The organism is Rheinheimera sp. A13L (assembly GCF_000217935.1).
Lineage (GTDB): Bacteria > Pseudomonadota > Gammaproteobacteria > Enterobacterales > Alteromonadaceae > Pararheinheimera.
The window spans coordinates 128,994-149,180 of sequence record NZ_AFHI01000012.1 but is presented as its reverse complement, the minus strand read 5'-3'; the positions used below and the strand labels follow the sequence as shown (position 1 = coordinate 149,180).

The following is a 20,187-nucleotide window of genomic DNA, read 5'->3' as shown; positions in this document are numbered from 1 at the left end:
GGAACGGTTTTTGTATAACAGCCTGTAGCGTCAGTAATTTGTCAGGCTTTTTATGTCGATGACCCAAGTATTATCCCGAGTTAACCCCGAAGTTTTGTCTTATATCAAAGGAATAGGCACTCCTTTAATGATCCTGGCCGCTTTGGCTATGGTCGTGCTGCCTCTGCCACCTTTGATGCTGGATATCTTATTTACTTTTAATATTACCCTTGGCTTAGTGGTACTTTTAATCACTATTTACACCAGAAAACCATTAGATTTTGCCATTTTCCCCAGCGTTATTCTGGTGGCCACTATTATGCGTTTAACTCTGAATATTGCCAGTACCAGGGTGATTTTGCTGGAAGGTCATAATGGTCCTGATGCGGCAGGTAAAGTGGTTGAGGCTTTTGGTGAAGTGGTCATTGGTGGTAACTATGCTGTGGGTCTTGTTGTTTTTATCATCCTCGTCATTATCAATATGATGGTTGTAACTTCTGGTGCTGCCCGTATTTCTGAAGTAACGGCCCGTTTTACCTTAGACGCTATGCCTGGCAAACAAATGGCGATAGACGCTGACTTAAACGCTGGTTTTATCGATGCAGACCAGGCACGTAAACGCCGGGAAGAAATAGGCGAGGAGGCTGATTTTTACGGCTCAATGGACGGTGCGAATAAGTTCGTCAAAGGCGATGCGATGGCAGGCATAGTGATTATGGTGATCAATATTATTGGTGGCCTGGTGATTGGCGTAGTGCAGCACGATTTACCTTTTATGGAAGCCGTTGAAATTTATACGCTGCTGACCATAGGCGATGGTCTGGTTGCACAAATACCAGGCCTGTTATTGTCGGTTGGCACAGCTATTATCGTCACCCGTCAAAACAAAGATGGTGATTTTGGTACCCAAATGGCTGGCCAGTTCAGTAACTTTAAAGTTCTGGTTCTTGCCACAGCAATCCTGGTTATTATGGGCATAGTGCCTGGTATGCCTCATGTCGCTTTTTTAACTCTGGCTGCTATTGTTGGCGGCGCTGCGTATTACCTGTACAGAGTGGAAAACCCAACAGCGGAAAAAGCTGCAGCTATTAAAAAGGCGGAAATGACCACTCCTGTGGAAGTGGCTCCTGTCAAAGAAATCGGCTGGGACGATGTGCAACCTGTTGACACTATAGGCCTTGAAGTCGGCTACCGCTTAATTCCGCTGGTCGATAAAGCCCAGGGCGGCGAACTCCTGACGCGTATCAAAGGCGTGCGCAAAAAATTATCTCAGGAGCTGGGATTCCTTATTCCTGCTGTGCATATCCGTGACAATCTGGATCTAGAACCTAACACTTACCGTGTCACCATGATGGGTGTCACTACAGGGGAGTCAGAGCTTCGGCATGACAACGAACTGGCCATTAATCCGGGTCAGGTGTTTGGTACTGTCAAAGGCATAGCCACCAAAGATCCTGCGTTTGGTTTAGAAGCGGTCTGGATAGCCAAAAATCAGCGTGAACATGCACAGACCTTGGGCTACACAGTAGTGGATGCTGCAACAGTAGTTGCCACCCATTTAAGCCAGATTTTAACCAATAATGCGGCGCAGTTGCTGGGTCATGAAGAGGTGCAGAATCTGCTGGATATGCTGGCGAAATCCTCGCCTAAACTGGTGGATGCTTTAGTACCTGATACATTACCGCTGACTGTGGTGGTCAAAGTGCTGCAGAACCTGCTGCACGAAGGTGTGCCTATCCGGGATATGCGTACCATAGTACAAACTTTGGTGGACTATGGATCGAAGAGTCAGGATGTTGACGTCTTAACCGCGTCTTGCCGTGTAGCGCTTAAACGATTGATTGTTCAGGAAGTGGTTGGCAGTGCGCCTGAAGTGCCTGTGATCACCTTTGCGCCTGATTTGGAGCAGATGCTACATCAGTCGATGCAATCGGCCGGAAATGACGGTGCAGGCATAGAACCAGGCCTGGCAGAACGTATACAGCAATCTTTGGCCACTGCCTGTCAGAATCAGGAATTAGCTGGTGAACCTGCAGTTTTATTGACTTCCGGTATTCTGCGATCAGTTATGGCACGATTCGTGAAATACAGTATTCCAGGATTACGGGTTTTGTCCTACCAAGAGATCCCTGACAACAAACAAATCCGTATTGTCAGTGTGGTAGGCCAGTCGAATTAGGAGTTAAGCTATGAAAATCAAACGCTTTGTTGCCAAAGATATGCGCACCGCTCTGACGGAAGTCAAAGAGTTTTTAGGCCCTGATGCCATTATTCTGTCGAATAAAAAGGTCGCAGGTGGTGTTGAAATTGTGGCGGCAATTGACCCGGAAGCCGCGCCAGCAAAGGCTGTGCCTGAACCTAAAACTGTAGCTCAGCCTGCAGTAGGCGCGCGTTTGAATATCAAAGTAGATGATGAGCCAGAGCAAGTGCCAGCTGATTCTCTGCAAGCTTTGCTCGCCCGTCAAATCAGCAAACAACCTGCAGCTGCTCAGGCTATCTCTGCCAATAAAATGGCGGCTGCAAAAACGGCTGCAGCGACCAATGCATTGTTTTCGGTTGCAAATTCAGCACCCTCTGATGTTGAACGTCAATCTTCCGGCGCAGCTGCTGTAAATCTGAACGAATTAACCCGTTATCAGGAGCAACAAGCCAAACTGATGCAAAAACAGTTTGACGCCATGCGAAACGAAATGTCGTCCATGAAACAATTGCTGCAACACCAGGTCTCTGGTTTGATGTGGCAGGATCTGGCGCGTCGTGAACCTGTGCGTGCCATGGTGATTGAAAAGCTGCTGGCTTTGGGGTTGTCTGAACCTGTGGCTGATCAAATCGCTTGTTTTATGCCTGAAGATATCAGCGATGCAGAAGCCTGGGACAGTGCATTGGAACTCTTGACCGGTCAGTTGATCACCACCAATGACGATATTATGCGTCGTGGCGGCGTAGTCGCTCTGGTTGGCCCTACAGGCGTAGGCAAAACCACTACTGTGGCAAAGCTGGCGGCTCAGTTTGCCAAGCGTCATGGTGCCGACCAGGTCGCTTTAATCACCACTGATTCATTTCGTATCGGTGCTTATGAGCAGCTCGCTACTTTTGGCCGCATTATCGGCTGTCCGGTCAAACAGGTGAAAGACAGTGAAGAGTTGGCCATGCTGTTAAATCAGTTACAAACACGTAAATTAATACTGATTGATACTGCAGGTATGAGCCAACGTGACGTTCGTCTTGCAGAAAAACTTGCGTCCTTAGTGCATAATTCGCGTGTCAAAATAAAAAGTTATCTGGTATTGTCTGCAACATCTCAAGCTCGCGTCATGCAGGAAACCGTTGAACATTTCAAACGTATTCCATTAGCGGGTTGTATTTTCACCAAACTTGATGAATGCTTAAGTTTGGGAGAAATCATTAACGTGGCAATACAAAATGCGTTACCGGTCAGTTATTTGACCCATGGTCAACGAGTCCCTGAAGACATCGAAATGGCAGACGCAAAAACAATGGTTGCCAAGGCAGAGCAGTTACGGACCTCTAACAGTAGTACGGGTTATCAGTGGTATTCAGATTCAGTGACCCGGGTGGAAGGAACCTATGCATAATCTTCCGATGAATGATGATCAAGCCAGTGGCCTGAGAAGAATGAACCAACAGCAACAGATGGTAAAAGTGATAGCAGTGACAGGTGGTAAAGGCGGCGTCGGTAAAACCAACGTCACCTTGAACCTCGCCATGGCTATGGCACAGCTGGGCAAAAAAGTATTAGTACTGGACGCCGACCTTGGGTTGGCGAACTGTGACGTGATGCTTGGACTTAGGGTTCAGCAAAATTTATTTCATGTGTTATCCGGTGAAGCTGAGCTGGATGACATTCTGATTGAAGGTCCTTTTGGTATTAAAATTGTACCAGCGACTTCAGGTACTCAGTCCATGACCGAATTAAAGCCAGTAGAACACGCAGGTCTTATTCGTGCTTTTAGTGAAATGCGCACCCGTTTTGATGTGTTGCTGGTCGATACTGCAGCAGGCATTTCCGATATGGTGTTAAGTTTCTCCCGTGCCTCTCAGGATGTATTGGTGGTGGTCTGTGATGAACCCTCTTCCATCACTGACGCTTATGCCCTGATGAAAATCTTAAGCCGGGAACATGGTGTGCAACGTTTTAAAATTGTCGCCAATATGGTGCGCAGTTTAAAAGAAGGTCAGGAATTGTTTGCTAAACTAAGCCGGGTGACCGATCGTTTTTTAGATGTCAGCCTCGAATTAGTAGCTACTATACCTTTTGATGAAAATGTCAGAAAAGCAGCGCGTAAGCAAAAAGCTTTTGTCGATGCTTTTCCAAAAACTCCGGCGTCTTTGGCTATCCGCACCTTAGCCACCCGCGCTGTACAATGGCCTGTACCACCTGTTGCTTCCGGGCATCTGGAATTCTTTTTGGAACAATTGGTACAACAACCTGAAGCGAGAGGTCTGGTTTGAATAGCAAACTTGCGGCCTACGGTGCCGCGGATCAACTGACTCAAATGATTGAGCGGCATGCGCCTCTGGTAAAACGTATTGCCTACCACTTGTTAGCCCGTTTACCCGCCAGTGTGTTAGTCGATGATTTAATTCAATCCGGTATGATAGGCCTGATTGAAGCTGCAAAGAATTTTGATGGCAGCAAAGGTGCAAGCTTTGAAACCTTTGCTGGAATTCGTATCCGTGGCTCTATGCTGGATGAGATTCGCCGTGGCGACTGGACTCCACGCTCTGTCCACCGCAATTCCCGCATGATAGCTGAAGCCATTTCTGAGCTTGAATCTGAACTGGGTCGTGATGTAAAAGATAGTGAAGTTGCTGAAAAACTTGATATATCTTTAGATGAGTATCATCATATGCTGAGTGACGCCAGCAGTGGCCGCATTATTGGCATTGAAGATCTGGGCATCTCGGATGATGTGTTGGTGACGGCAAATGATAAAGATGAAGATCATTTGTTCGAACAACAGGCAACTGATGCATTTCAACAAGCGTTGATAAAAAATATCAGTAGCTTACCGGAGCGAGAAGCTATAGTGTTGTCGCTGTATTATAATGACGAACTAAATTTGAAAGAGATTGGTGCTGTGCTGGATGTCAGTGAGTCCAGGGTCAGTCAAATTCATAGTCAGGCGCTGGTGCGCTTACGCTCCAGAATGCAGGATTGGTTGTAATAGTTTGAGTTAGTCCAGCTTGGGCTCTCACCGGAGGGGATTTTGGATAAGAATATGAAAATTCTTGTGGTTGATGATTTCTCAACCATGAGACGCATAATTAAAAACCTGCTAAGAGATCTTGGCTTCACCAACGTGTCAGAAGCTGATGACGGCAGTACTGCTTTGCCTATGTTGCAAAATGGTGATTTTGATTTTGTAGTCACAGACTGGAATATGCCAGGTATGCAGGGTATCGATTTGTTACGTGCAATTCGTGCCGATGCAAAGCTGAAACATATTCCTGTGTTGATGGTGACTGCTGAAGCGAAAAAGGAACAGATCATTGCAGCGGCACAAGCTGGAGTGAACGGTTACATCGTTAAACCTTTTACTGCTGCAACCTTACAGGAAAAACTGGCTAAAGTATTCGAACGCCTGGGTTAAACCGTAACTGACAAAGGAGTACACCATGTCTGTAGCTACGGCACCCTTGATTTCTTTAGAACAGGCCCGTGAACTGGTTCAATTGCTTGAGTTTGGTGAAACCGACGCTGCGAACGAACTGGTGCAACAGCTGGCTGTCCCGGGTTCTTCAGAGTTATTTGCCGAGGTTGGAAAACTAACCCGGCAATTGCATGACTCGCTAAAAAGTTTCCAAATCGATCCATCTTTAAGTTCGTTACTGGCCGATGATATTCCAGACGCCAAAAAACGCTTGAATCATGTTATTGATATGACAGAACAAGCAGCGAATAAAACGATGGATGCGGTCGAAAACTGTCTTCCTATCGCCGATGAGCTGAACTCCCATCTACAATCAATTTTGCCAGACTGGCAGAAACTGATGAGTCGTGACTTAAAAGTCGGGGAGTTCAAAGCCTTATGTCATAATCTTGATGGCTTTTTGCATCAGGCCACCGGAAACTCTGCTACCTTACATGCACGGCTGACCGAAGTATTGATGGCACAGGATTATCAGGATTTAACAGGTCAGATTTTACGGCGGGTCATTGAATTGGTCCGGGAAGTGGAAGACAGCTTAATTGGTTTATTAACGGCCTTTGGTCAAACCAACTTAAGTATGGAAGAACGACCAGCCGTAGTGAAAAAACCAAAAGCAGGTCACGAAGCTGAAGGCCCTATTATTGACGCAGCAGAGCGTGATGACGTGGTGTCCGGTCAGGATGATGTGGACGATTTATTATCAAGTTTAGGTTTCTAAAAGGGGAGCTGTAGCATGGGCTTTGATTTAGATGAGGATATTTTACAGGATTTCCTAGTCGAAGCCGGCGAGATCCTTGAACTACTGCAAGAGCAGTTGGTTGAGCTGGAAAATAATCCGGATGACGCAAATTTATTAAATGCCATTTTCCGTGGTTTCCACACCGTTAAAGGTGGCGCTGGATTTTTATCGCTGACTGAATTAGTTGACGCCTGCCATGGCGCCGAAAACGTGTTTGATATTTTGCGGACCGGTAAACGTCGTGTCACTGCAGAATTGATGGATGTTATTTTACAAGCTCTGGATGCGGTCAACGCTATGTTTGCCGATGTGCAAAACCGCGAACCTCTGACTCCGGCTGATCCTGCTATTATTGAAGCTTTGCATCGCCTGAGCATGCCTGAGTCGGAAGACGAGCATGCCCATCATGCTGTTGCAGCTGAACCTGAACCAGAAGCTGAAATCAGCATGGAAGAGTTTGATGCTGTAGTTGAGTTTGCTACAGTTCCGGCTGTTGAAACTTCATCTTCCATTGATGAAATCAGCGACGACGAATTTGAATCTCTGCTGGATGAATTGCATGGTGCCGGAGCTCCGGGCCGTGATACGTCTGCCAACTTACCTCCACCTGCGGTGAAAGAAACAGCCAGTGAAGACATCACAGACGATGAATTTGAAGCTATTTTAGATCAGCTACATGGCCAGGGTTCCTTTATCCCTGGTGAAGCAGCTACACCTGTTGCTGCTAAGCCTGCAGAAAAAGCACCGGCTAAAGCGCCAGAAAAAGCCAAAGCTGCATCAGCGGATGACATCTCTGACGACGAATTTGAATCTTTACTGGACGATTTGCATGGTAAAGGCAAAGCGCCTGTTGGCCCGGCTGAAACTGCAAAAGCAGCACCTGTAGCCAAAGCTGCAGAGCCTGCCAAAGCGCCAGCCCCAACTCCTGCACCTGCTGCAGCACCAAAACCAGCTCCTGTAGCTGCAGCGCCAAAAGATCCGGATGCCGATCCAAAAGCAGCCGCCAACCAGCCAGAAACTACAGTTCGTGTTGATACCAAACGTTTGGATCAAATCATGAACATGGTTGGTGAATTAGTTTTAGTGCGTAACCGTTTAGTGAGTTTATCCGGCACTGCTCAGAATGAAGAAATGAGCAAAGCCATAGCGAACCTCGACGTAGTCACAGCCGATTTACAAGGTGCTGTGATGAAAACCCGGATGCAGCCGATCAAAAAAGTATTTGGCCGTTTCCCAAGGGTTGTACGCGACTTAGCCCGTTCTCTGCAAAAGGACATTAACCTTGTGCTGGAAGGGGAAGAAACAGATTTAGATAAAAACCTGGTTGAAGCTTTGGCCGATCCATTGGTCCACTTAGTGCGTAACTCGGTTGACCATGGTATTGAAATGCCGGACGTTCGTGTGAAAGCCGGTAAGCCACGCACAGGTTTAGTCAGATTAGCGGCGTCTCAGGCTGGTGATCATATTCTGTTAACCATCACTGATGATGGTGCAGGTATGGATCCGGAAAAACTTAAAGGCATAGCCATTAAACGTGGTGTACTTGAACCTGATGCGGCAGCCCGTATGTCAGACACTGAAGCCTTTAATCTGATTTTTGCGCCAGGCTTTTCAACCAAAGAGCAAATTTCTGATATTTCTGGTCGTGGTGTGGGTATGGATGTGGTGAAAACCAAAATTACCCAACTTAACGGCACAGTGCATATCAACTCCAAGTTAGGTCAGGGCACTATCTTAGAAATTAAAGTGCCGCTGACTTTGGCAATATTGCCAACCTTGATGGTGATAGTAGGCGAACAAACTTTTGCCTTGCCATTGGCGACAGTCAACGAAATTTTCCATCTGGACCTGGCAAAAACCAACAATGTGGATGGCCAGTTGACCATAGTGGTTCGGAATAAAGCCATTCCGTTGTTTTATCTCGAGCACTGGCTGGTGAAAGGTTCGACCAAAAAGATCCGTCGCGAGCAGGGTCATGTGGTGATAGTGCAAATTGGTACCCAACAAATTGGTTTTGTAGTGGATTCTCTGATTGGTCAGGAAGAAGTAGTGATCAAACCTCTGGATGCCTTATTGCAAGGTACTCCGGGCATGGCTGGCGCTACTATCACATCAGACGGCGGTATAGCGCTTATTCTGGATGTGCCTAACTTGCTGAAGCATTATGCCAAACGTTCCAAAATAAAATTTGATCGCTTTGATAAATTCTCAGCCTAAGAGAGTGAAGTATGACCATCAGGGTATTAGTTGTTGATGATTCAAGTTTTTTCCGTCGCCGTCTGACGGAAATACTGAGTCAGGATGCCGAGTTAGAGGTCATTGCCACCGCCAATAATGGTAAAGAGGCGGTGGAAAAAGCGTTGGCCTTAAGGCCTGACGTGATAACGATGGACATAGAAATGCCAGTGATGGATGGCATTCAGGCTGTTCGCGAAATCTTAAAGGTACAGCGCACACCTATTCTGATGTTTTCATCTTTAACTCACGAAGGTGCAAAAGCCACGTTAGATGCACTGGAAGCTGGCGCTATAGATTTCCTGCCGAAAAAATTCGAAGACATAGCCCGTGATAAAGCTGAAGCCGCTGATGTATTACGTCAGCGGGTGAAAACAGTGGCGCGTCGTCGGGTGATCAGCAGACCATCCAGTTTAACGGGAAACACAGGCTCTACTTTGTCATCCCGCACTGCACCAGCTCCTGCGGCCAGTGCTTCTGCTACAACAGCAAGAGCACCTTTGGCTCAAAGTCTGGCGGCCAGAGCATTGGCTGAGCGGGCAGAGTTACAAAACAGAGCAGCAGAACGCGCTGAATCACAACGTACTGCTAATTTTGAATCCAGCGGCAAAAACTACAAACTGGTCGCTATTGGTACGTCAACAGGCGGACCTGTAGCTCTGCAACAAATCATTACCGCTTTGCCTGCTAATTTCCCTTTGCCCATTGTGCTTATTCAGCATATGCCGGCTGCTTTTACCGGCGCTTTTGCTGCCCGTTTAAATGGTCTGGCGAAAATTGAAGTCAAAGAAGCCGCAGACAACGATATTCTGCGACCTGGTGTGGCTTATCTGGCGCCAGGTGGTAAACAAATGCTGGTTGATGGCAATGAAAACCAGGCCAGGCTCAGGGTGCGCGAAGACGATTCACCTCGTATTACCTTTAAACCCAGCGTTGATATTACTTTTGGTACTGCTGCTAAAGTCTTTAACGACAAGGTACTGGCGATAGTGCTGACAGGTATGGGATCGGATGGCCGTGAAGGCGCTCGTTTACTGAAGCAATCCGGTTCCCGGATCTGGGCGCAGGATGAGGCCAGTTGTGTGGTTTATGGCATGCCGCAGGCTGTGACTGCTGCAGGCTTGACTCATCTTGAAGTGGCGTTATCTGATGTGGCAAACCGTCTTATTGCAGAAGTAGGCAATGGATAAGCTTACTCTTGCCGGTATTATTATTGCGTTAGTGGCTATAGTGGGCGGTTTTAGTCAGGAAGGTGGAGATGTTCTAACCTTGTTGCATGGGCCTGCTTTTTTAATTGTGTTTGGTGGTACTTTGGGTGCTGTGCTGATCCAAAGTCCGGCTTCACAGTTTCGTTTGAGCATGAGCTTGCTGCCCTGGGTCATTACGCCGCCTAAACTGGACTTCGATTCGACCATAGAACGTATTACCCAATGGGGGCATTCGGCTCGCCTGCAAGGTTTTTTATCCTTAGAACAGGATGCGCTGAACGAAGAGCAACCCTTGTTAAAGCGTGGTTTGAACTTACTGGTGGATGGCACTGAAGCCAAAATATTGCAGGATATCCTCGATACAGAACTGCATCTGGAAAAAGAACGTTTATTAAGAGCAGCAAAGGTATTTGAAGCTATGGGTGGCTATAGTCCGACTATAGGTATAGTTGGCGCCGTGCTTGGGCTTATTCTGGCCTTGTCTAATATTTCCAACCCGGATGAATTAGGGCAGGGCATTGCTACCGCTTTTGTCGCTACTATTTATGGCGTGGGCTTAGCTAACTTTGTCTTTATACCTATATTTAATAAAATCAAAGTGTTAGTTGAAGAGCGGGCTTTGTTTCATTCCATGGTGATCGAAGGTTTGTGTTCTATAGCGCTGGGGGAAAACCCACGCAGTGTGGAATCCAAACTGATGGCATACAGAGCCACTTAAATGTACAGGCCTCGCCGTTCTGCCGCCAGTGAAGCGGAAAAGTCAGATTCAGAACGTTGGCTGGTGTCTTATGCCGATTATATGACCTTGTTGTTTGCACTTTTTGTCGTGCTGTATTCAATGGCCAATATGGAGCGTGAGCAGTTTAAAGCCTTACAGGACACTATTTCGAAAGTGTTTGTAGCGACAGAAAAAACAGGTACAGGTATCCAGGGGCAATCTGTACAACCTGATATTCACCCGCAAAGTGATTTTGAATTGTATGGTTCAGGGTTGGAAGACGCTACAGGCCCCACTTTACTGGCGGATAATTCGAAGTTAGAACAGATAGACAGTACTAAACTTGGCAGCCCTTTAGTGGGGATGCAAAAAGACATCAATCGTGCTTTGCGCACTTTGATCGAGTCGGGGTTAGCCAAAGTTACATTAGACGAAGACTGGTTAACGGTTGAACTCAATAGTGGCCTATTGTTTGGCAGTGGCAGTGCCCGTTCAAACAGTTCAGCTTCTGCGGTCATCACTGAATTAACTGCTATTTTAAAGCAGACGAATAATTTTTTAAGAGTACGGGGTTATACTGATTCGGTACCTATCCGCACCGAGCAGTTTCCATCGAACTGGGAATTGTCCGTAGCGCGGGCTGCTTCTATAGTCCGTTTATTGGAAGAGTTAGGTATAGAACCTGAACGTATGGCGATTGAAGGCTATGGGCAATATTCCCCTTTTGCAGATAACGCTACGGCACAAGGACGCAGTCAAAACCGCAAGGTGGTGATAGCTTTGTCTAAGTATGCATACGAAGCTGTTGTGGTTGAAACACCAGAGGCAGCCGAACCGGAAACTGCAGCAGAACAGGCAGCTGAAGCGGCTGCCGCGCAAGAACAGCAACAAATACGGGTGATCCGCTTACCTCATGGTGGCATACGGATCACAACCAGACCGCCTGAACCAGGCGAAGAAGAGCCACCTATTGAGCAGGAACAGTAAATTGGTTGTTTGGACTATCGCAAATCAAAAGGGTGGGGTTGGAAAAACTACCACTACAGTAACCTTAGGCGCTTTGCTTGCACAGCGTGGCCATCGTGTTTTACTGATCGATACTGACCCTCATGGCTCGCTTACCTACTATTTCGGCATTGATGCTGAAGAGCTGGAAGTCAGCGTCTACGATATTTTTCTGCGTGGTAAAGACATTACCGGCGAAGAAATTTTGCAGTCACTTTGCCCAAGCGGTATGCCCAATCTGGATATATTGCCTACTTCTATGGCGCTGGCCACTCTTGATCGTTCTCATGGTCAACAAGGTGGTATGGGGCTTATTCTGAAAAAAGCTCTGCAAAAAATTGAAAACGACTATGACTATGTGCTGATTGATTGCCCTCCTGTTATTGGTGTGCTGATGGTGAATGCCATGGCTGCCTGTGACCGTATTTTAATACCGGTGCAGACAGAGTTTCTGGCATTAAAAGGTCTGGACCGGATGATTGCCACTATGCAACTGATGCACAGTTCAGCGCCACAGGATTACGCTTTTACCATAGTGCCCACTATGTACGATAAAAGAACCAAAGCCTCCTTAGATGCTTACAAAGCGTTAAAAGCTCAGTATCAGGAAAGGGTGTGGTCTGCCGTCATTCCTATTGACACTAAGTTCCGTGATGCCAGCCTGGCTCAGACTCCACCCCCTGTATTCGCGCCAAAATCCCGTGGTGTCTTTGCTTACAATACGTTGCTAACCTATTTATTGCAGTTAGCGCCGGAGAACTAAGATGAGCGATTTACAAGCCAGCCAAAAAGTCATGAAGCATTATTTGAATGCTTTGTTGACCGATGACGTGGTCGAAACGCCTATTCAGCAAGCGAAAAAGCAACAACTGAATGAACTGCTGGCTCCGGTATCGGCCCCTGTTGTTGCACCTGTTAAAGCTCCGGTGATCGCAAAACCCGCTGTTGTAGCTCCGGTTGCCCCTGTGGTTGAACAAGTGAAGGTGGCGCCTGCTGTTCCTGCAGTAAAAGCTGCGGCACCTGTGGTAAAAGACTACCGAAAAGGCCGTTTTCAGGCGTTGTTTTTTACGGTGGCGGGTTTAAAAGTAGCATTACCTTTGAAAGCGCTGGGTGGTATTCATAAGATAATGCCTATCAGCTCATTACCAGGTCAGCCCGAATGGCTCAAAGGTGTGATGTTGTACCGTGAGCAAAAAATTAATGTGGTCGATACTGCGCTTTGGGTCATGCCAGAAAAATATGACCAAGGGCTGGCAGAAAAGCTAAACTATCAATATGTTATTATGCTTGGCAATAGCCATTGGGGCCTTGCTTGTGATACTTTGGTCAACACCATTGCCTTAGAGCAAGACGAAGTAAAGTGGCGGGAATCCGAAGGCAAAAGGCCTTGGCTCGCTGGTTTAATAAAACAACATATGTGTGCTTTGCTGGACGTAGACGCTCTGATTGCTTTATTGGCAAAGGGTATGAATAGTCAGCACTGATTGAGTGTAAAAGAATTTAACTTCTGGGTAGGAGCTATGCATGAGTAATTTAACAGCACAATCTGGCAAAACTAAAGAAGTCACAGACTTAGTGCTGCAATGGGTGACTTTTAAACTGCAGGAAGAAACCTACGGTATTAATGTCATGCAGGTGCAGGAAGTTTTGCGATATACAGACATAGCCCCGGTGCCTGGTGCGCCTGATTATGTCATGGGTATTATCAATTTACGTGGCAACGTAGTCACAGTGATTGATACCCGTGCGCGTTTTGGTTTGCCGCCTTCAGAAGTGACTGACAACAGCCGCATTGTGATCATCGAATCAGAGCGTCAGGTGATTGGCATTATGGTCGACAGCGTAGCTGAAGTTGTTTACCTGAAACAGTCTGAAATTGACACGGCACCCAATGTAGGCACAGACGAAAGTGCCAAGTTTATCCAGGGCGTTTCTAACCGCGAAGGTGAACTACTGATCCTGGTCGATCTGAATAAACTGCTGTCTGATGATGAATGGGAAGAGATCCGTAGCATTTAATGGCTAATTTTCTGACTGAATTTTCATGGATATGGCTACTGGGAATAGTGGCCATTTTGTTGTTGTCTGCAGGTATGGCAGCGCTCGCTTCACGTCAAAGTAAAAAGCTGCTGGATATCATTAATGAAAACGCAGCAGCCAGTTGGCAGCAGCAACAACACATTGAGCAATTAAGTCAGCAACTGGAACATCAGGCACAACAGCTTAAACGTGCCCATCAGGACGTAGAAGAGTTGCGTTCTACCGTGATTGGGGTAGGGCAACGTGTGCTCACTTTGGAAAGTCACTTAGGCCAGGGCATGCAACAGGTTGCTGAATTGGCCGAACAACAAAAATCACTGCATTTATTTGATCCGGAATCAAAAATTTACAGCAGAGCGATGAAAATGGTCCATTTGGGTGCCAGCCTGGATGAAATCATGCTTGAATGTGAACTGCCTCAGGCGGAAGCTGAACTGCTGTTTAACCTGCATAAGCAAACTAAATAACCACTCCTTTTCTCTGGCTGAATTCTGCATCTTGAAGTTACCTGGGTATATACGGGCTTGGTCTTTTTTTTATTAAATGGCTATAGTTTTCTGTACAAGGATGAAGCTCACAGGGCACTGCTATGCACAATCCAACTCTTATCCATCATGGCGCTGTCGATGGCGTAACAGGCTCCTGCCATCAGTATTTTTTCAACGAACAACAAAGCGTTCTGATCGATTGCGGCTTGTTTCAAGGCGTAGAGCAGGGCAGGGGCAAAGCAGGTGCAGATTCAGCGCAGATCGATTTTCCGCTTGAAGGTATTCAGGCGCTTTTGCTGACTCATGTGCATATTGATCATGCTGGTCGTATTCCTTATTTAATAGCAGCAGGTTTTAAAGGGCCCATCTATTGCAGCAAAGCATCGGCTTTATTGCTGCCGCTGGTGTTAGAGGATGCATTAAAAATGGGCATCACCAGAGATGAAAAGCTGATCAGTGGTTTTATCAAAGCAGTATCACGCCAGCTGCGGCCTTGTGACTACAACTCTTGGTATGAACTGGAAGGCAGCGCAGAAGCTGTTCAACTGCGTTTTCAAAACGCAGGTCATATTCTGGGCTCTGCCTATATTGAAATTCTGCATCAGATTCCGTCGAACAAACCAAGTACAGAACAAGGCTGGTATAAAGCAGTGTTTTCAGGGGATTTAGGCGCCCGTGATACCCCTTTGTTACCTGATCCTACCCCTCTTGAGAGTGCCAACTTACTGGTACTTGAAAGCACCTATGGTGATAAAAATCACGAAGACCGGAAAAACCGCCAACAACGCTTACAACAGGTATTGGAAAAAGCACTGAGTGATAATGGCACTGTGCTTATTCCTGCGTTCAGCATAGGCCGTACTCAGGAATTGTTGTACGAGCTTGAAGATATTATTCATCGTATGCAAGGCCAGGCTATTCATCAAGAGCTGAACTGGGAGCAACTGGATATTATTGTCGACTCGCCCTTAGCCGCTGACTTTACTGCTGTATACAAAGAATTAAAACAGTTCTGGGATGACGAAGCAAAACAGAGGCTGCAACTGGGCCGGCATCCATTGCAGTTTGAGCAGTTGTTGACCGTCAACACTCATGATGATCATCAAAAAATTGTCAGGCATCTGGCTGAAACAGGCCGACCTGCTGTAGTGATAGCAGCCAGCGGCATGTGTGCTGGCGGAAGAGTAGTGAATTATCTGAAAGCTTTATTAGCTTCTGCCCGCCATCAAATTTTGTTTATTGGTTACCAGGCCCGCGGTACTCCGGGCGCAGCATTACTCAAGTATGCAAAAGCAGGGGGCTATCTTCAGCTTGATGGCGAGGACTACCCTATACATGCTGAAGTAATCCAACTTGGTGGTTACTCAGCTCACGCCGACCAACAGGATCTATTGCATTTTGTCAGTGGTATGCACCAAGCCCCTGAACAAATTCGTTTGGTACATGGTGATACAGAAGCAAAACTTGAGCTGAAAAAGCAACTGGAAGCCAGAGGGCAGAGTGTGGTTATTGGTTAGCTCTGTGAAAGTAGCTAATTTTACTCTAAGCCGAATTACTTAAGTTAGTGTTCAGCCGGCCTGCTTTACTCTGCCGCCACAACATAAATTCTGATACCATTTCAACAGTCTCAGTTTAATGGAAGTTCCTATGATCAAAGTATTGAGCGTGTTTGGTACCAGACCCGAAGCCATCAAAATGGCTCCTTTAGTGAATCTGTTAAAAGAAACCCCAGGTATTGAGAGCAAAGTTTGTGTCACAGGCCAACACAGAGAAATGCTGGATCAGGTATTGAAGCTGTTTAACATAGTTCCAGACTATGATCTTGCCATTATGAAAGCCGGTCAGGACTTATATGATGTCACCACCAGTATTCTTTTGAATATCAAACCTGTATTACGTGACTTCAAACCCGATATAGTCCTGGTGCACGGTGATACCAGCACCACTTTTGCTGCAGCTTTGGCTTGTTATTATGAAAAAACTGCGGTGGGGCATGTTGAAGCTGGGCTTCGTACCGGCAATATCTACAGCCCATGGCCTGAAGAAGCGAACCGAAAATTAACAGGTGCTTTAACTAAGCTGCATTTTGCGCCCACTGATACCTCAAAACAAAACCTGTTGAATGAAAATATCGATCCAGCAGGCATAGTGGTCACAGGCAATACAGTGATTGACGCTTTGCATCAGGTGGTCGCAAAAATTGATGGCGATGCTGGTTTAACAAAAAACTTCGAACAACAATTCCCTTATGGCTTAAACGGTCGTCGTTTAGTGTTAGTCACTGGTCACAGACGTGAAAGCTTTGGTGATGGTTTTGAGCAAATTTGTGCTGGCTTAAAACAAATTGCGCAGCAATTCCCTGATACAGACGTCGTTTACCCTGTGCACTTAAATCCTAATGTGCGTGAACCTGTTTTTCGTTTGTTAAGCGACACCTCCAACGTACACTTAATAGAACCTCAGGATTATCTGCCTTTTGTTTACCTGATGAGCCGCAGTACTCTGGTACTTACCGACTCTGGTGGCATTCAGGAAGAAGCGCCTTCTTTAGGTAAACCTGTGTTAGTGATGCGTGATACCACAGAACGTCCTGAAGCTGTAGCTGCTGGTACTGTCAAACTGGTGGGAACAGATGCGGATGTGATAGTGCGTGAAGTCAGTCGTTTACTTACAGACAAAGCCTATTATGAGCAAATGAGTTTTGCCCATAATCCTTATGGTGACGGCAAAGCTTGTGCGCGTATTATTGAGACAATCAAAGCCAGCTTTTAATTAGCAGCACTGTAAAATAAGTAGCGGTAGAGAGCCTAAAGGCGTTTACTGCTACTTTTTTCGATAGACAAAAACAACGGAATTCGCTAAAGTCGCGCCCGGTTTTTTGAGAAAGCCATAAAGGACAGGTAGCATCAGGATGTGCAGAAAGTCTTTCTGCTTTAACTCTGCTTTACACCGTTTGTATTAATCAATGTACTTTAAAGATTGCATCAGAAGTCGCGTGTTGCTAATTGTGATAAATAAATTGGTTATTTGTAATTTAACGCTGAATACTCACAACGTCGCACTATGTTAAGACCAATTTATCGCTTGGAAATACAACCAAAGCAGGTAAACTAGGTGAAGTTTTTTTGGCTGTATCTAACCACTATAAAATCTGGAGTTGTAGGGTGCTGAAATTTGTAAAAATCGCCGTGATTGCTGCATTGTTTGCGGCATTACCTGTAGCTGCTGTGACGCCTTCACCGGCAATGATAGCGCAGTTCCAAAACTTGTCTCCGGCAGAGCAGCAACGTCTTGCCAAACAATATGGCATTGAATTACCAGCCGGTTCATCTGGTTCTTCAACATCTCAGCAGGCTCAACCCGAAGTCTTGGCACCACAACAGGTATCAGCAACTAAAGAACGGGTCAGAACCGCACTACCTGTCGCACCTGCTGCCACATCAGGACGTTTTGGCATGTCAATGTTTAATGCTGATGTCAGCACTTTTGCTCCTATAGATAATGCCCCAGTTGCTGAAAACTACCGTTTAGGCCCTGATGATATTGTTTTACTGCAATTGTTTGGCAAACAAAACAGCAGTGAAGAATTAAAAGTAAGCCGTAATGGTACTGTAAGTTTGCCGGAAATAGGCCCGGTTAATGTTAACGGTTTAACAGTTGTTCAGGCTTCCGATCTCATTGTCAATAAAGTGCGCGAAGCCATGATAGGTGTTGACGCCGTTGTCACTATGGGCAAGTTACGCACCATCAATATTTTTGTTGCGGGTGAAGCTAGAACACCTGGTATGTTCGCCGTCTCAGCTTTAACTAACGTTACTCAGGCTTTGTATGTCGCTGGTGGAGTTTCTGAAATCGGCAGTCTGAGGGATATTCAAGTCAAACGTAACGGCGAAACCGTCGCTCATTTTGATTTATACAACCTATTGCTACGCGGTGATAATAGCGGTGATATACAGCTCAAGCATGGTGATGTAGTTTTTGTTGCGCCGCTAAAAGCCACTGTTCAAGCAACTGGTGAAGTAAAACGCCCTGCTATTTATGAAATCAAATCTGGCGAAACCATAGACAATTTATTATCTATGGTTGGTGGCACTAAAGCAGGTGCTTACCCGCAATCTGTAGTATTAGAACGTTTTGATAGTAATAACTTAAGAAACTTGTTAAATCTCGATCTAACCAATGCTGTAAATAAGCAAATGTCTTTGCGTGATGGTGATGTCTTGACAGTATCGGCTACCTCGCCTCGTATCGAACATCAGGTTACTTTAGTTGGCGCTGTAGTGCGTCCTGGCCAGTATTCATGGCAGCAAGGACTAAGAATAAACGACCTGATTAAGTCCTTCTGGGCTGATCTGCATATGACAGCAGATTTAGACTATGCGCTGATAGTACGTGAAACTAATGATGCCGGTGACGTAAAAGTATTGCAGTTTGCCCTAGCTAATGCTGTGAATCAGCCACAAAGCACTGATAATATAGAACTAAAGCCACGTGATTTAGTGTTGGTTTTTAACTATGCAGAACAAGCAGTCAACAGAACTGCTTTAAATGATTACCTGCGTAAGGAAGTACAAAAACGCTATAACACCAGCGATGAAATGCGTTGGGCAGCCAGCGAAGACTTATCCAGCGTTGGTTTTAACAATTTAGTACAAGATAACGAAAATCGTATGGCCCGTCGAGCTTCATTGGGTGCTACCGATGTTATAGCTGGCCAAAAAATCGTTGATGCTCAGTTGTACGATAGCCAACCTAAACGCGCAATGTTCGACCAGACAGTGGTAGGTGTAAGTGTAGGCGAAAGTGCTTTGCCTGATATTATGCAGCAAGTTATGTTAAAGCTTTATTATGATAAAGAGTTGCTGAATTTGTCCGCTAGTTTTAACCGTACTGAACTAATGTTCCCGCTTATCGAAAAGCTAAAAATGCAGGCCCGTAACGGAGCTTCACCTTTATTGGTTCGGGTGAGCGGAGAGGTTAAAGTTCCTGGTGAGTATCCGCTGGTTGAAGGTGCTAACTTAAAACACTTAATAACGGCTGCCAGTGGTTTGACTGAATCAGCCTATTTAGGCCGTGCTGAGCTAACCCGTGCTGAGGGTATTAACAGCAACAGCAATTCGATAGAAGTAAGAAATATAGCTGTCAATCTTGAGACAGCCTTCAGTGGCAGCGAGGTTTTTTCACTACAAAGCCGAGACAGATTGAATATATTCCCTATTCCGGATTGGAATATTGAGCGAGCTATTGAAATTCGTGGCGAAGTAAAATTCCCAGGCCGTTATACGATTCAGCGTGGCGAAATGTTGTCGGATGTGATTGAACGTGCTGGTGGTTTAAGCCGCAGTGCTTTTATGCAAGGTGTAGTCTATACCCGTGAAAGTGTAAAAGAACGTGAGCGTTTACAACTTAAAAAGCTGACCGAACAACTACGAGCAGACATTGCTACAAAAAGTTTATCTGAGGACGGCATCAAAACATCACCACAAGATGCAATGTTGATGATTAATCAGTTAGAAAGTCAACCTCCTATAGGTCGACTTGTTCTTGATGTTCCTGCTATTTTAGCTGGCGATATTTCGGCAGATATTCCTGTTGAAGACGGTGACTTATTTTATATTCCCCGTACCGACTATACGGTTTCAGTTGTTGGCGAAGTTCAGCATGCCAGTAGCCACAGATTTAAAGACAATATGACAGTCGAAGATTATCTGAATCTTGCTGGTGGGTTACGTAAAAGAGCCGATGAAGACCGAATCTATGTAATAAAAGCCAATGGTTCAGTAGTCATACCCTCTGCAAAAGGCTGGTTTGCTGTAAAAACTTCTCAGCTTGAACCGGGTGATGCCATTATTGTTCCTGTTGATACGGAATATAAAGACAGCTTAGGATTGTGGGCTACTGTTACGCAAATATTCTACCAGTCAGCTGTGGCATTAGCTGCTTTGAATTCGTTCTGATATTGAGATTTGATGAAGTTTAATCTTCGTAAAAATCACAAGTCACTATGATGTTGTGAAAGAGAAAACATGAGATGTTTAAAACCAAACATATATAATCTATGTTTGGTTTTAAGAAGATTAAATAGGCGTATTTTTTTGCC

Annotated in this window: 17 protein-coding genes; all 17 read left to right on the top strand. The window is 45.8% G+C overall.

All coding sequences use genetic code 11. From position 1 onward, the window contains the following. Positions 1-52: 52 nt before the first annotated feature. Positions 53-2,158 (top strand): flagellar biosynthesis protein FlhA, encoded by a 2,106-nt coding sequence (gene flhA / locus RHEIN_RS08110; RefSeq protein ID WP_008898494.1) that lies wholly within the window; start codon positions 53-55, stop codon positions 2,156-2,158. 10 nt (positions 2,159-2,168) lie between these two features. Continuing rightward, complete coding sequence (gene flhF, locus RHEIN_RS08105) at positions 2,169-3,575, top strand: flagellar biosynthesis protein FlhF (protein WP_008898493.1); 1,407 nt, start codon at positions 2,169-2,171, stop codon at positions 3,573-3,575. Then, positions 3,568-4,452: a MinD/ParA family protein gene (locus tag RHEIN_RS08100; RefSeq protein ID WP_008898492.1), complete on the top strand. Its 885-nt coding sequence runs from the start codon at positions 3,568-3,570 to the stop codon at positions 4,450-4,452. The genes flhF and RHEIN_RS08100 overlap by 8 nt, the downstream gene beginning before the upstream one ends. After that, on the top strand, positions 4,449-5,168 hold the full coding sequence (locus tag RHEIN_RS08095) for an RNA polymerase sigma factor FliA (protein WP_008898491.1): 720 nt from the start codon (positions 4,449-4,451) through the stop codon (positions 5,166-5,168). Before RHEIN_RS08100 ends, RHEIN_RS08095 begins: the two co-directional genes overlap by 4 nt. A gap of 54 nt (positions 5,169-5,222) precedes the next feature. Further along, complete coding sequence (gene cheY, locus RHEIN_RS08090) at positions 5,223-5,594, top strand: chemotaxis response regulator CheY (protein WP_008898490.1); 372 nt, start codon at positions 5,223-5,225, stop codon at positions 5,592-5,594. A gap of 25 nt (positions 5,595-5,619) precedes the next feature. Further along, on the top strand, positions 5,620-6,372 hold the full coding sequence (locus tag RHEIN_RS08085; protein WP_008898489.1) for a protein phosphatase CheZ: 753 nt from the start codon (positions 5,620-5,622) through the stop codon (positions 6,370-6,372). Positions 6,373-6,387: 15 nt separating this feature from the next. After that, positions 6,388-8,610, top strand: a complete 2,223-nt coding sequence (locus RHEIN_RS08080) for a chemotaxis protein CheA (RefSeq protein WP_008898488.1) — start codon at positions 6,388-6,390, stop codon at positions 8,608-8,610. Between the two features lie 11 nt (positions 8,611-8,621). After that, the gene (locus tag RHEIN_RS08075) at positions 8,622-9,818 is read left to right on the top strand and encodes a protein-glutamate methylesterase/protein-glutamine glutaminase (RefSeq protein ID WP_008898487.1); all 1,197 of its coding nucleotides are present in this window, start codon (positions 8,622-8,624) and stop codon (positions 9,816-9,818) included. Then, on the top strand, positions 9,811-10,554 hold the full coding sequence (locus RHEIN_RS08070) for a flagellar motor protein (protein ID WP_008898486.1): 744 nt from the start codon (positions 9,811-9,813) through the stop codon (positions 10,552-10,554). The genes RHEIN_RS08075 and RHEIN_RS08070 overlap by 8 nt, the downstream gene beginning before the upstream one ends. Beyond that, entirely contained in the window at positions 10,555-11,541 is a 987-nt protein-coding gene (locus RHEIN_RS08065) for a flagellar motor protein MotB (RefSeq protein WP_008898485.1), read from the top strand. A gap of 1 nt (position 11,542) precedes the next feature. Then, positions 11,543-12,322: a ParA family protein gene (locus RHEIN_RS08060; RefSeq protein WP_008898484.1), complete on the top strand. Its 780-nt coding sequence runs from the start codon at positions 11,543-11,545 to the stop codon at positions 12,320-12,322. Position 12,323: 1 nt separating this feature from the next. Further along, positions 12,324-13,043 carry a chemotaxis protein CheW gene (locus tag RHEIN_RS08055; RefSeq protein ID WP_008898483.1) on the top strand — a complete coding sequence of 240 codons (720 nt, stop codon included), beginning with the start codon at positions 12,324-12,326 and terminating at the stop codon, positions 13,041-13,043. 40 nt (positions 13,044-13,083) lie between these two features. Further along, positions 13,084-13,578: a chemotaxis protein CheW gene (locus tag RHEIN_RS08050; protein ID WP_008898482.1), complete on the top strand. Its 495-nt coding sequence runs from the start codon at positions 13,084-13,086 to the stop codon at positions 13,576-13,578. Beyond that, the gene (locus RHEIN_RS08045; RefSeq protein ID WP_008898481.1) at positions 13,578-14,066 is read left to right on the top strand and encodes a DUF2802 domain-containing protein; all 489 of its coding nucleotides are present in this window, start codon (positions 13,578-13,580) and stop codon (positions 14,064-14,066) included. The genes RHEIN_RS08050 and RHEIN_RS08045 overlap by 1 nt, the downstream gene beginning before the upstream one ends. A gap of 122 nt (positions 14,067-14,188) precedes the next feature. Next, positions 14,189-15,604 (top strand): MBL fold metallo-hydrolase RNA specificity domain-containing protein, encoded by a 1,416-nt coding sequence (locus RHEIN_RS08040; RefSeq protein WP_008898480.1) that lies wholly within the window; start codon positions 14,189-14,191, stop codon positions 15,602-15,604. A 130-nt stretch (positions 15,605-15,734) separates the two neighbouring features. Continuing rightward, positions 15,735-16,859: a non-hydrolyzing UDP-N-acetylglucosamine 2-epimerase gene (wecB, locus tag RHEIN_RS08035; protein ID WP_008898479.1), complete on the top strand. Its 1,125-nt coding sequence runs from the start codon at positions 15,735-15,737 to the stop codon at positions 16,857-16,859. Positions 16,860-17,251: 392 nt separating this feature from the next. Continuing rightward, entirely contained in the window at positions 17,252-20,044 is a 2,793-nt protein-coding gene (locus tag RHEIN_RS08030; RefSeq protein WP_008898478.1) for an SLBB domain-containing protein, read from the top strand. The last annotated feature ends 143 nt before the right edge of the window (positions 20,045-20,187 follow it).

What these genes read in the sequence shown, in the direction of transcription:
- flhA (WP_008898494.1), top strand. Translation starts at nt 53, where the DNA reads ATGTCGATGACCCAAGTATTATCCCGAGTTAACCCCGAAGTTTTGTCT.
- flhF (WP_008898493.1), top strand. Translation starts at nt 2,169, where the DNA reads ATGAAAATCAAACGCTTTGTTGCCAAAGATATGCGCACCGCTCTGACG.
- RHEIN_RS08100 (WP_008898492.1), top strand. Translation starts at nt 3,568, where the DNA reads ATGCATAATCTTCCGATGAATGATGATCAAGCCAGTGGCCTGAGAAGA.
- cheY (WP_008898490.1), top strand. Translation starts at nt 5,223, where the DNA reads ATGAAAATTCTTGTGGTTGATGATTTCTCAACCATGAGACGCATAATT.
- RHEIN_RS08085 (WP_008898489.1), top strand. Translation starts at nt 5,620, where the DNA reads ATGTCTGTAGCTACGGCACCCTTGATTTCTTTAGAACAGGCCCGTGAA.
- RHEIN_RS08080 (WP_008898488.1), top strand. Translation starts at nt 6,388, where the DNA reads ATGGGCTTTGATTTAGATGAGGATATTTTACAGGATTTCCTAGTCGAA.
- RHEIN_RS08075 (WP_008898487.1), top strand. Translation starts at nt 8,622, where the DNA reads ATGACCATCAGGGTATTAGTTGTTGATGATTCAAGTTTTTTCCGTCGC.
- RHEIN_RS08070 (WP_008898486.1), top strand. Translation starts at nt 9,811, where the DNA reads ATGGATAAGCTTACTCTTGCCGGTATTATTATTGCGTTAGTGGCTATA.
- RHEIN_RS08065 (WP_008898485.1), top strand. Translation starts at nt 10,555, where the DNA reads ATGTACAGGCCTCGCCGTTCTGCCGCCAGTGAAGCGGAAAAGTCAGAT.
- RHEIN_RS08055 (WP_008898483.1), top strand. Translation starts at nt 12,324, where the DNA reads ATGAGCGATTTACAAGCCAGCCAAAAAGTCATGAAGCATTATTTGAAT.
- RHEIN_RS08050 (WP_008898482.1), top strand. Translation starts at nt 13,084, where the DNA reads ATGAGTAATTTAACAGCACAATCTGGCAAAACTAAAGAAGTCACAGAC.
- RHEIN_RS08045 (WP_008898481.1), top strand. Translation starts at nt 13,578, where the DNA reads ATGGCTAATTTTCTGACTGAATTTTCATGGATATGGCTACTGGGAATA.
- RHEIN_RS08040 (WP_008898480.1), top strand. Translation starts at nt 14,189, where the DNA reads ATGCACAATCCAACTCTTATCCATCATGGCGCTGTCGATGGCGTAACA.
- wecB (WP_008898479.1), top strand. Translation starts at nt 15,735, where the DNA reads ATGATCAAAGTATTGAGCGTGTTTGGTACCAGACCCGAAGCCATCAAA.